Source organism: Saccharothrix hoggarensis, assembly GCF_042678885.1.
Lineage (GTDB): Bacteria > Actinomycetota > Actinomycetes > Mycobacteriales > Pseudonocardiaceae > Actinosynnema > Actinosynnema hoggarensis.
The window spans coordinates 3,076-14,809 of sequence record NZ_JBHTLK010000182.1 but is presented as its reverse complement, the minus strand read 5'-3'; the positions used below and the strand labels follow the sequence as shown (position 1 = coordinate 14,809).

The window sequence follows — 11,734 nt, the reverse complement described above, 5'->3', positions numbered from 1 at the left end:
CCTTCGCCACCGCGTCACGGCCCTTCGAGCACGCCGCCCGCGCCGCCGTCGTCCCGCAGGCCCGCGCGCCGGCCCGACGACGACGATGACGACTTCGGGCAGTCCTTCCTTTCCTAACCAGCCTTCCAGGGGGATCGCATGGCCGGCTTCGAGATCGTCGCGGACACGCTCGACGCGCACAGCAAGCAGCTGGACGACCTGGGCTCGCGGTTGCAGGGCGCGGTGGACGCGGCGAAGACCGTCAGCATGCCCACCGACGCGTACGGCATCATCTGCCAGCCGTTCCGGATGATGCTGGACCCGGTCGAGCAGTGGGGCCTGGACGCGCTGCAGGGCGCCGTCGAGGCGATGGAGGCCGCGGGCCGGTCGGTGAAGGACACCGTCAACCAGTACCGCGAGATGGAAGACGCCATCCGGGACAGCTTCCGGACCGGCGGCTGACCGGCGGGGGCTCGCCCAACCGGACCACGCGCGCGGGTCGCGGCCGTTAAGATCAGCCACACCGCGCCGGGGGAGCCAAAGGGGTGTTCGACGCATGAGCCAGCCAGCCACACCGCTGACCGAGCAGGAGCAGAACCAGCTCGTCAAGCAGATCGGCCGGGCCATGCTCCCCGCCCTGCCCCCCGGCTGGCAGCGGGTCCGGGCCGAGTACCGGGCCGCGGGCAGGCACATCGAGGTGGACCTGGCGTTCGCGGGCCCCGACGGCCAGTGGCGGCCGGTGCGCCCCCCGATGGACGTGGTCCAGCTGTTCGGGCAGCTCCGCGCGGGCATGTACCAGCCGGACCGCGGCACGTGGCTGAGCGCGGTGTACGAGATCGTCGCGCCCGCCGAGTTCGCGGTCGACTTCAACGCCGAGGACGAGCCGCGCTGGCGCAACGCGCCGCCGCTCATCGGCTTCCAGGACGAGCTGCGCACGTTCCCGCGCCAGGACGACCGCATCCCCGACTGGCTGCGCGCGCGCCTGGGCCTGCCGCCGCTGCCCCCGCCCCCGCCGCCGGTCGAGGCCGCCGAGGCGTCACCGGCCGCCCAGGACGGCGGTCTGCGCACCGCGCACGTGTACGACGGCCGCGACGAGGCGGGCCGCCCGGTGGTCAACCGGCAGGCGATCGACCCGCGGCTCGCGGAGGCGCTGCTGGTGTACCTGGAGGGCGCGCCGGTCGTGCTCGCCGCGCGCCACCTCGACGTGGACGAGTTCGTGCCCGGCGACCAGGACGTGCCGCTGAACTTCCGCACCGACGGCTCCTGGATCTGGGCCGGCGCGGTGCCGCACTACCTGCGCAAGCACGGCCTCCCGCCGGAGCCGGAGCTGGTCGCGCACATCGTCGGGCGCGGGTTCCAGCTCGGCGAGGTGGACGAGGCGACCCGTGAGCGCGCGGTCGCGTTGATCACCGGTCAGTAGTCCTGCCGCGGCCCGCCGCCGCGTTTCGTCACCCACACGCACCTCGGGCGTTCCCGGTCGTGCGCGCCCTCGCGCGTCCGTGTGAGGCGCACGTCACCGTGCCCGACCTCACGCGTTTACGTAGAGTGGCGAGATGTGCGCACACAGTCGAGGCCGTTGGTCAATCGGGCTACCAACGCGCACAAAAGCGCACGCTCGGGATACCCTGTGCGCATGAGTCCCGCGCTGGAGGCGGTGTTGGCCAAGGCAGGTCTGCAGGTCACCCCGGACGAGTTCCTCTCCCTCGTGGCGGACGCCGCCAAGAGGCTCGCCCCGCCACACCCCGATCCGGCGAGCTACTTCCCACCCGACCAGCGTGACGCGCTGATCGAGGTCGGGCTGGACCTGAGCCCGCACCGGGTCGACGACGACCAGGGCCGGGCCCGGACCGTGGTGGCGCACGCCGTGCTGCGCGACTCGGCGCTGACCGTCGCGGAGGCGGCCCGCCGGCTCGGGGTGGACACCAGCCGCATCCGGCACCGGCTCGGCGTCGGCCGCCTGGTCGGCTGGAAGGACCGCGGCAGCTGGCGGCTGCCCGCCTGGCAGTTCGCGGGCGGCGGCGTGCTGCCGGGGCTGGAGGCCGTGCTGGCCGCCGTGCCGACGGACCAGCCGGCGCTCGTGGTGGCCGGGTTCATGACGACCGAGCAGGAGGACCTGGTGGTGGACGGCGGACCGACCACGCCGCGCGAGTGGCTGCTGGCGGGAGGCGAGCCGCGCCGGGTGGCGGCGCTGGCGGCGCAGCTGGGCACACCCGCCTGACCGCCGCCCACGACCGACACCGCGCGACCGTCACCACGCGCGACCGACACCCTTGATCGAGATCGCCGCCGATCGGCCACCCGCCTGATCGGCCCACCCGCCTGACCCGGTCGCCGACGATCCGGCCGCCGACACCACGGCTGCCCACGACCCGTCGCCGATGAACCTGTCGCCGAGAACCTTGGACGCGAATGTCACGGCTTCCCCAGCCGCCCGCTCCCGCTGTGCTCCAGGCGAGCCTGCGCCGCACCGAGGACGTCGTGGCGGTGCACCGGGCCACCCGCCTGGTGCGCGTCTTCACCGCGAAGGGCCTGCACCCGCAGCGCTGGAACAGCTTCCGGTACACCGGACCGCTGCCGCACGCGCGGTTCGACACCCAGCCGCCCGCGCCCGACGGGTCGCCCACGCACGCCCACGACCAGGGCGTGCTCTACTTCGGGCTGTCCGTGCGCACGTCGGTGGCCGAGGTGTTCCAGGCGACGTCGGTCGTGGACCGGCGGACCCGCAGCCCGTTCCTCGTCGTGCTGCGGCCCCGGCGGACCCTGCGGCTGCTCGACCTGGCCGGGCTGTGGCCCACCCGGGTCGGCGCGTCCCAGGAGATCAGCTCCGGCCCCAAGCACCTGACCCAGCAGTGGGCGCGCGCCATCCGCGCCGCCTACCCCGAGCTGGACGGGCTCTGGTACCGGTCGTCGATGGACGGCGGCGACCCGGCGGTGTGCCTCTGGGACCCGCCGGCGGCGACGGGCCTGCCCGCGTCGCCGGACGTGCTGCTGCCGCTGGAGCACCCCGGCCTCGACCTGCCGCTCGCACGGGTCTGCGAGGAGCTGAACTACACCCTGCTCGGGTGACGCGTCCCGCGGGCGCGGACCGGCCCGGTCGCAGGCTCCTCGGGCCAAGACTCCGCAGGCCGACACTCTGCGGGCTCAGACCTTCGTGGTCTGCCGCCCGCGCTTGCGCGGCGCCGGGAGGAACCGGCCGTACCTGACCTCGGGCAACTCCTGGTCGCCCAGCTCGTACCGGTGCACGAGCCCGTCGTGCCGCCAGCCGTGCGCCTCGTAGAACGCCCGGCTCTTGGCGTTGTCCTGGAACACCCACACGACCGCGTACCGGAACCCCTGCTCCATCAGGTGGCGCATGGCGGCCTCGTGCACCTCGTGGCCCGCGCCGCGGCCGTGGAAGCGCGGATCGGCGTAGATCGCCACCAGCTCGCCCGTGTGCAGGTCGGGGTGCGCGTCCTTCGCCTCGCGGACCTCGTCGACCGCGCAGTACGCGCCGATCCGGCCGGTGCCCTCCTCGACGGCCACGAACACCCGGCTGGGTTCGGGCAGCCGCAGCACCCGCGACCACGTCGGCAGCCTGCTCTCGGGCAGCATCCGGTCCAGCACCGGGTCGTCCACTATCCCCCGGTACGAGTGCTGCCAGGCATCGACGTTGATCCTGGCGATCTCGGGCGCGTCGTCGGGCCGTCCGGCCCGCACGGTCCACTGCATCCGGTGAGCGTGCCGCAACCGGCACGCCGTCCGCTAGCCATTCCGCCAACCGTTCGGCCGCCGGGCTCAGGCCAGGTGGCGGGCCCACCACGCGAGGACGGCCTCGAACCGCTGCGCGCGGTGACGCGGCTTGCCCGAACGGGTCAGCTCGTGCCCCTCTCCGGGGAACACCAGCATCTCCGCCTCCACGCCGTTGCGACGCAGCGCGACGAACAGCCGCTGCGCCTGTTCGAGCGGGCAGCGCCAGTCGTGCTCGGAGTGCACCACCATGAACGGCATGGTGATCTTCTCGGCGTAGGTCAGCGGGCTCATCGCGCGCTGGGCCTCCAGGCTCGGCCCGCAGTAGGCGTCGGTGAAGTACCAGCCGATGTCCGACGACCCGGCGAACGAGTCCCACGCGTTGACGGCCCGCTCGCTCCACCCGGCGCGGAACCGCTCGCCGTGGTGCGCGGCCAGCCACGACGTCATGAACCCGCCGTACGAGCCGCCCATCACGCCGACCCGGTCCGCGTCGAGGTCCGGGCGCTCCAGCGCGACGTCCAGCACCGCGAGGATGTCGTCCACGTCCACCGTGCCGAACCCGCCGATCACGGACTGGCCGTGCGCCTGGCCGTACCCGGCCGACCCGCGCGGGTTGGGCAGCACGACCGCGTAGCCCGCCGCGGCGTACACCTGGGCCTCGTCGAAGAAGCCCCAGCCGTGGTACATGAACGGCCCGCCGTGCACGGCCAGCACCACCGGGTGCGGGCCCTCGCCCTCGGGCAGCACGAGCCAGCCGTGCACCGGGTAGCCGTCCGGCGCCGAGCCGGTCAGCTCCACGGCGGGCCGCAGCGGCACCGCCGACCCGAAGTCGGTCAGCGTGCCGCCGCCCACCAGCACGACCTCGCCGGGGTTGTCCGAAGTGGACACCACGGCCACGACCCGGTCGCCGTCGGCGGCGAACGACTTCACCTCGGCCCGCTCGCCCGCCAGCAGCTCCAGGTCGGACAGGGCGGCCTCGGAGGCGTCCAGCGGCACGCGGCGCAGCTCGACCGCGCCTCGGTTCCGGACCGCCACGAGCACGCCCGCGTCGGTCACCACCGGCGGGCCGGCGGCCTTCTCGCAGTCCACCGTCTCCACGTCGGTGAGCCGGGTGAGGTTCTCGCCGTCGAACCGCCACAGGCTCATGTTCCGCGCGATGCTCGCCGTGCCGGGCGCGCTCTCGGGCGAGTAGAACAGCACGCCGCCGTCGGGCAGGCCGACCGGGTGCGCGGCCCAGCCCGCGGTGCGGACGACGAGCTCGGGCGCGCCGCCGGACGCGGGCACGGAGTACACGTCGTTGTGGAACGTCTCGGTCGCGCCGAGGTCGCGTTCCGCCAGGAACAGCAGCCGCTCGCCGTCGGCGGTCCAGTTGGGCTCCAGGACGGCGAACGTGCCGTCGGTCAGCTCCACCGGCCGCGCGTCGGGGTCCAGCGCGTCCACGGTGAAGAGCCGGGTGCGCCGGTCGGCGGTGAAGCCGACGTCGTCCAGCCGGTAGTCGAGCCGGGTGATGTGGCGGGGCGCCTCGGCGTCCGGCGTCGGCGGCTCCTCGCCCTCGGCGACGGGCGTGCCGTAGCGGCCCGGCTCGGGCACCCGGGCGCTGAACGCGAGCCGCCGCGAGTCGGGCGCCCACACCGCCGTGCCCGCGCCCAGCGGCAGGTCCGTGAGCCGGCGCGCCTCGCCGCCGTCGGCGGGCATGACGTGCAGCTGCGGCGGCTTGCCGCGCTCCGCCACGCGCAGGAACGCGACCCAGCGCCCGTCCGGGGAGATCCTGGGGGCCAGGTCGCGTTCCGCCCACGTCCACCGCCGCGTGCCGCCGCCGTCCAGGGCGACGCGGTGCAGCCCGCCCCGGTAGGCGTTCGCGGCGACGTCCGGCGTGGCGACGTTCACCAGGACGAGGTCACCACGCACCGACACGGAGCCGGGCTGGGTCAACGACTGCAAGTCATCGGGGCGCACGTCCGAGGACGTTACCGCACCGATTATTAGCAAGGCTCACGAGTTTTTGACGCTCACAGATGGTCGCTGGGCGCGACCTGCTTCACCGAGTCCGGGTCGCGGCGGACCTTGATCAGGCTGGCGATCGTGGTGATGGCCAGCACGCCCACGATCACCGACAGGGACAGCTCGATGCCGATGGTCGGCACGTCCAGCGGCTCGCCGCCGTTGAGGAAGCCCAGCGAGTTCGTGTGCAGCGCCTCGAGGATCAGCTTCACGCCGATGAAGCCGAGGATCACCGACAGGCCGATCGACAGGTAGACCAGCTTGTTCAGCAGGCCGCCGAGCAGGAAGTACAGCTGCCGCAGGCCCATCAGCGCGAACGCGTTGGCCGTGAAGACCAGGAACGGCTCCTTGGTCAGGCCGAAGATCGCCGGGATGGAGTCGAGCGCGAACAGCAGGTCCGTGGTGCCGATGGCGACCATGACGATGAACATCGGCGTGACGAACCGCTTGCCGTTGATCTTCACGAACGACTTCTCGTCGTGGTAGCGGTCGGTCACCGGGAACACCTTGCGGACGAACCGCAGCGCGGCGTTCTCGTGGTACTCCTCTTCCTCCGCGTTGTGGTCGGTCCGCGCCAGCTTGTAGCCGGTGTAGATGAGGAACGCGCCGAAGAGGTAGAAGACCCAGCTGAACTGCGCGATGACCGCCGCGCCGACGGCGATGAAGATGCCGCGCATGACCAGCGCCATCAGGATGCCGATCAGCAGCACCTTGTGCTGGTGGATCGCGGGCACCTTGAAGGTGGTCATGATGATCAGGAAGATGAACAGGTTGTCGACGCTGAGCGAGTACTCCGTGATGTACCCGGCGAAGAACTCACCCGCGGACACCCCGCCCGCCCAGTACCAGATGCCCAGGCCGAACAGCACGGCGACACCGACGTAGAAGGTGACCCACCGCGCGGCTTCGGCGATCGTCACCTCGTGCGGTTTGCGGTCGACGATGAAGAGGTCGATGGCCAGCAGGACCACCAGGCCGGCGATCGTGGCGAACCACAGCCACACGGGTACAGACATTCGATAAACCTCCGGTGCATCGCGCGCGCACGCCAATGACCGGAGGTCTCCTCCGCCGGCTCTCAGCAAGCCGACCGGCGGCACCGGGAACCCCACGCCAGGCTCCGTGCTGACGACACCGCCGCGAGGGAGTACTCCCCTCCACGCAGACCACAGTCTCACGCATGAATGCGGTCTCGCGCCAGTCAGCGTGATCAGACGCACCCGACCGGGTCCGCGCCGACGACCAGCGGGTAGACCGCCCGGACGCCGCCCGTCCCCCGCGCGGCGGTCCCCTCGCGCCGCTGGTCGGACGGGAGATCACGAGGTCCGGCCGAGTTCGGCGCGACGTCGTCGCGGGACGGTTTCGCTGAGAGCGCGACACGGAGCCGACAGCCCGTTCTCAGCCAACCACGCCTATGGTCAACTCCGTGGCCTCCCTCAACCGCCTCCGCGGCAGGTGGTCGCTCCCCGCGCTCGTCGTGCTGGTCGCCCTGGTGGGCGCCATCGTCGTCTGGACGCGCCAAGGAGACGACCCCGTCCCGGTGAGCACCCGCGACGCGGTGATCGACGTGCCGGAAAGTCCGGACAGCGACCGCACCGTGCAGATCGACACCACCCTTTACCTGCCCGAGCGCACCCCCGCGCCCGCCGTCCTGCTCCCGCACGGCTTCGGCGGCAGCAAGGCGAGCGTCGCCGCGCAGGCGACCGAGCTCGCCCAGCGCGGCTTCGTGGTGCTGGCCTACTCGGCCCGCGGCTTCGGCCGCAGCACCGGGCAGATCGCGCTCAACTCGCTGGACCACGAGGTCCGCGACGCGCAGAAGCTGCTCGACTGGCTGGCCACCCGCGAGGAGGTGGCGACCGACGGCGGCGGAGACCCGAAGGTCGGCGTCACCGGCGGCTCGTACGGCGGCGCGCTGGCGCTGTCGCTGGCGGGCGTCGACCCGCGCGTCGACACCATCGCCCCCGTCATCACCTACAACGACCTGGCCCAGGCGCTGCTGCCGAACTCGGCGAGCCTGGACGGCCTCACCACGGCCACTCCCGCGGCCGGCGCGTTCGCCGACGCGGGCGTGTTCAAGCGCTCGTGGGCGGGCATCTTCTTCTCCGCCGGCCTGTCCGGCGCGGACGCCGCGAACCCCGGCCAGGAGGCCGCCGAGCCCGGTCAGGACGACGACAACCAGGGCCTCGACAACGCCGCCGCGTCGGCCGCCGCGCCGCCGCAGCAGCAGGGCGACCCCCGGCCGGCCGGTCCGGTGAACGGCGCGTGCGGGCGATTCCAGGCCGACGTGTGCGCCGCGTACACCGAGGTCGCGACCACCGGCAAGGCCGGGCCGCGGACGTTGGAGGTCCTCCGCCGCGCCTCGCCGTCGTCGGTCACGAACAAGATCACCCAGCCGACGCTGCTGGTGCAGGGCGAGCAGGACACCCTGTTCGGCCTCGACCAGGCCGACGCCAACGCCCGCCAGATCGCCGCGAACGGCGCGAAGGTGAAGGTCGTCTGGTACGCGGGCGGCCACGACGGCGGCTCGCCCGGCCCCGAGCTGCGCGGGCAGATCGCCGACTGGATGGCGTTCCACCTCGACGGCAAGGGCGACGACCCCGGCACGACCTTCGAGTACACGGTGGTCGGCGCGTTCCGCAGCAGCGGCGCGCCGTCGTTGCGCAACGTCGTCGCGCCCGCGTACCCGGGCCTGGTCGGCGCCGACGCCACCGAGCGTCGCGACGTGCCGCTGACCGGCCGCGAGCAGGTGGTGGTGAACCCGGCGGGCGGCAACCCGGCCGCGGTGTCCAGCCTGCCCGGCCTCGGGTCGGTGGTGTCGCGGTCGAGCTCCCTGTCGTCGCGGCTGTCGATCGACCTGCCCGGCCAGGCGGCCGTGTTCCAGAGCGAGCCGCAGACCGCGCAGACCCTGCTGACCGGCTCGTCGACGGTGCGGCTGCGCGTCGCCGCCGTGCCGGGGCAGCCGGTGCCCGCCGACGGCGCGGTGCTGTTCGTGAAGCTGTACGACGCGGACGCCAGTGGCGTGCGCACGCTGCCCGGCTCGGCGGTCGCGCCGGTGCGGGTGGCGGACCTGCCCGCCGACGGCACGCCCGTCGAGGTCACGGTGACGCTGCCCGGCGCGGTGCGCCCGGTCGAGGCCGACCACCGGTTCCAGCTCGTCGTGTCGACCACCGACCAGGCGTACGCGAACGCTCAGGAGCCCGCCGCGTACCGGATCTCGCTGGCCTCGACGGGCCTGTCGGTGCCGGTGGTGCCGGGCGTGAACGCGACCAGCGAGGTGCCGACGACGGCGCTGTGGGGCATCGCGATCGTGCTGATCGTGTGCCTGATCACGGCCGTCGTCGCGTGGTTCCGCCGCAGGCTGACCGCGGACGTCGACCCGTCGCTCGAATCGGTGCCGCTGGTGATCGAGGGCCTGACGAAGTCCTACCCCGGCGGGCTGACCGCCGTGAAGGACCTGTCGTTCCGGGTGGAGCACGGGCAGGTGCTCGGCCTGCTCGGGCCCAACGGCGCGGGCAAGACGACGACGCTGCGCATGCTGATGGGCCTCATCCGGCCGACCGAGGGCGGCATCAGGGTGTTCGGCCACAAGGTCAGCCCCGGCGCGCCGGTGCTGTCCCGGATCGGGTCGTTCGTCGAGGGCTCCGGCTTCCTGCCGCACCTGTCCGGCGCGGCGAACCTGCGGCTGTACTGGGCGGCCACGGGCCGTCCGCCGGAGCAGGCGCACGTCGAGGAGGCCCTGGAGATCGCCGGGCTGGGCAACGCCGTGCACCGGCGCGTGCGGACGTACAGCCAGGGCATGCGGCAGCGGCTGGCGATCGCCCAGGCGATGCTCGGCCTGCCGGACCTGCTGGTGCTGGACGAGCCGACCAACGGGCTCGACCCGCCCCAGATCCACCAGATGCGCGAGGTGCTGCGCAGCTACGCGGCGGCCGGGCGCACCGTGCTGGTGTCGTCGCACCTGCTGGCCGAGGTCGAGCAGACGTGCACGCACGTCGTCGTGATGCACAAGGGCAGCCTGGTCGCGGCCGGCCCGGTCGAGGAGATCGCGACCGGCGGCGGCGAGGCGACGTTCCGGGTGGACCGGCCCGACGAGGCGGCCACCGTGCTGCGCGGCCTGGCCGGCGTGCACGACGTGCACGTGGACGGCGAGCAGGTCCACGCGAGCCTCAACGGGACGCCGCGCGCGACCGCGTTGCAGGCGCTCGTGGCGGCGGGCGTCGCGGTGGACCAGGCCGGTCCGCGCCGGCGGTTGGAAGACGCGTTCCTGGAGTTGGTGGGCGAATGACTGAGAACGGTGTGCACACTGACCCGGCCGCGATCGCCGACCTGGCGGACGCGGCGGCGGCCGAGCACTCGTCGGTCGCGCCGGACGGGTCCAAGGTCGGCTACCGGGCCGGGCGCACGTTGCCCGTCCGGGTCGAGTTGGCGCGGCAGTTGCGCCGCAGGCGGACGCAGTTGGTGCTGGGGTTCCTGGTGCTGCTGCCGTTCATCCTGGTGGTGGCGTTCGAGCTGGGGCAGGCGTCGCCGAACCGGCGCGCGGGCGGGTTCGTCGACCTGGCCACGGCCAGCGGCGTGAACTTCGTGATCCTGACGCTGTTCGTCAGCGGGAGCTTCCTGCTACCGATGATCGTGGCGTTGTTCTTCGGGGACACGATCGCGTCCGAGGCGTCGTGGTCGTCGTTGAAGTACCTGCTGGCCGCGCCGATCCCCCGGCACCGGCTGTTGCGGCGCAAGGCGCTCGCGTCCGGGCTGATGTCGGTGTTCGCGCTGGCGCTGCTGCCCGCGGTGGCGCTCGCCGTCGGCGTCGCCTGGTACGGGGCGGGCGAGGCGGTGTCGCCGACCGGCGAGGCCGCGTCGTTCGGGGCCGGGGTGTACGGCGTGGCGCTGGCCGTCGTCTACATCTCGATCCACCTGTTCTGGGTGGCCGGGCTCGCGCTGTACCTGTCGGTGTCGACGGACGCGCCGCTCGGCGCGGTCGGCGGCGCCGTGCTGGCGTCGATCGTGTCGCAGATCCTCGACCAGATCACCGCGTTGGAGGACCTGCGGAACTACCTGCCGACGCACTACGCGTTGGCGTGGGCGGACCTGCTGTCGTCCGACGTCGACTGGTCGCAGATGGCGAAGGGGACGTTCTCGGCGTTGGCGTTCGGCGCGTTCTTCACGCTGCTGGCGGCGCGCAAGTTCGCCCGCAAGGACATCACCAGCTGACGTCCGGCCGGCCGGGAACGGCGCACCGGCTTCGGCCGGTGCGCCGTTCTCCTTTGGCTACGGTGGCGGTATGACGCCACCCTTGGCCCGTGTCGCCGAGGCGCACCGGCGGCTCCACGACGTGATCGCCGACCTGACCGACGCGCAGGTCGCCCAGCCGTCGCTGCTGCCGGGGTGGACGCGGGGCCACGTGCTCGCCCACCTGGCGGACGCCGCCCGCGCGCGCAGCCGCGTCGTCGAGCACCAGGCGCGCGGCGAGGTCGTCGCACTGTGGGAGCCGGGCGAGCGGGACGCGATCATCGAGGCCACCGCCTCCCGCACCGCCGCCGAGCACCGCGCCGCCACCGTCGAGCACTCGGAGCGGCTGGAACGCGCCTGGGCGGCCGTCGCCGACTGGTCCGAGCCGGAATCGCCCGACGTCCCCGACCCCCTGCCCGCCGTGTTCACCCGCTGGCGCGAGGTGTGGATCCACCTGGTCGACCTGGACCTCGGCGTCCGGCCCGCGGAGTGGGGCGTCGACCTCGCGTGCCACGCGGTCGACGTCCTCCGGCCCCGCCTGCCCGACGGGTTCTCGCTGCGGGCCACCGACGTGCCGCGCGCGTGGGGCACGGGCGTCGAGGTGTCCGGCCCCGTCCGCGACCTCGCGGCGTGGCTGTCCGGCCGCGGCGGCCCGGAATCCCTGGCGTCCGCCTCGCCCCTGCCCCCGCTCGGGCCTTGGCCGACGTACCCGTCGCGCCGCTAGCGCCTGCGCGCCGCGGTCGCGCCGGTTCCGGCCGGTCGGACCGTCAGGACACGTCGGCGGTCGGGGCGTCAGCGG

10 protein-coding genes are annotated in these 11,734 nt (G+C 73.4%); 7 read left to right on the top strand and 3 right to left on the bottom strand.

The genetic code is table 11. From position 1 onward, the window contains the following. Positions 1-138 precede the first annotated feature (138 nt). From ACFQ3T_RS26880 to ACFQ3T_RS26865, 4 genes are all read left to right on the top strand, one after another. Positions 139-441, top strand: coding sequence for a type VII secretion target (locus tag ACFQ3T_RS26880; protein WP_380727157.1), 303 nt, complete (start codon positions 139-141; stop codon positions 439-441). 94 nt (positions 442-535) lie between these two features. Next, positions 536-1,399: a hypothetical protein gene (locus ACFQ3T_RS26875; RefSeq protein ID WP_380727155.1), complete on the top strand. Its 864-nt coding sequence runs from the start codon at positions 536-538 to the stop codon at positions 1,397-1,399. Between the two features lie 213 nt (positions 1,400-1,612). Then, positions 1,613-2,197, top strand: a complete 585-nt coding sequence (locus tag ACFQ3T_RS26870; RefSeq protein ID WP_380727153.1) for a DNA-binding protein — start codon at positions 1,613-1,615, stop codon at positions 2,195-2,197. Positions 2,198-2,388: 191 nt separating this feature from the next. Further along, positions 2,389-3,045, top strand: coding sequence for an RES family NAD+ phosphorylase (locus ACFQ3T_RS26865; protein ID WP_380727151.1), 657 nt, complete (start codon positions 2,389-2,391; stop codon positions 3,043-3,045). Between the two features lie 75 nt (positions 3,046-3,120). Here the strand turns inward: ACFQ3T_RS26865 and ACFQ3T_RS26860 are convergent, their stop codons facing one another. The 3 genes from ACFQ3T_RS26860 to ACFQ3T_RS26850 form a co-directional block, all read right to left on the bottom strand. After that, positions 3,121-3,687 (bottom strand): GNAT family N-acetyltransferase, encoded by a 567-nt coding sequence (locus tag ACFQ3T_RS26860; protein WP_380727149.1) that lies wholly within the window; start codon positions 3,685-3,687, stop codon positions 3,121-3,123. Between the two features lie 66 nt (positions 3,688-3,753). After that, positions 3,754-5,664, bottom strand: coding sequence for a S9 family peptidase (locus ACFQ3T_RS26855; protein ID WP_380727147.1), 1,911 nt, complete (start codon positions 5,662-5,664; stop codon positions 3,754-3,756). A 53-nt stretch (positions 5,665-5,717) separates the two neighbouring features. Then, positions 5,718-6,725: a TerC family protein gene (locus ACFQ3T_RS26850; protein WP_380727145.1), complete on the bottom strand. Its 1,008-nt coding sequence runs from the start codon at positions 6,723-6,725 to the stop codon at positions 5,718-5,720. Positions 6,726-7,135: 410 nt separating this feature from the next. Here ACFQ3T_RS26850 and ACFQ3T_RS26845 point away from each other — a divergent pair, with 410 nt between their 5' ends. From ACFQ3T_RS26845 to ACFQ3T_RS26835, 3 genes are all read left to right on the top strand, one after another. Further along, complete coding sequence (locus tag ACFQ3T_RS26845) at positions 7,136-9,994, top strand: alpha/beta fold hydrolase (protein ID WP_380727143.1); 2,859 nt, start codon at positions 7,136-7,138, stop codon at positions 9,992-9,994. After that, positions 9,991-10,917, top strand: coding sequence for an ABC transporter permease (locus ACFQ3T_RS26840; protein WP_380727141.1), 927 nt, complete (start codon positions 9,991-9,993; stop codon positions 10,915-10,917). The genes ACFQ3T_RS26845 and ACFQ3T_RS26840 overlap by 4 nt, the downstream gene beginning before the upstream one ends. Before the next feature lie 70 nt (positions 10,918-10,987). Further along, positions 10,988-11,659, top strand: coding sequence for a maleylpyruvate isomerase family mycothiol-dependent enzyme (locus tag ACFQ3T_RS26835; RefSeq protein ID WP_380727139.1), 672 nt, complete (start codon positions 10,988-10,990; stop codon positions 11,657-11,659). The last annotated feature ends 75 nt before the right edge of the window (positions 11,660-11,734 follow it).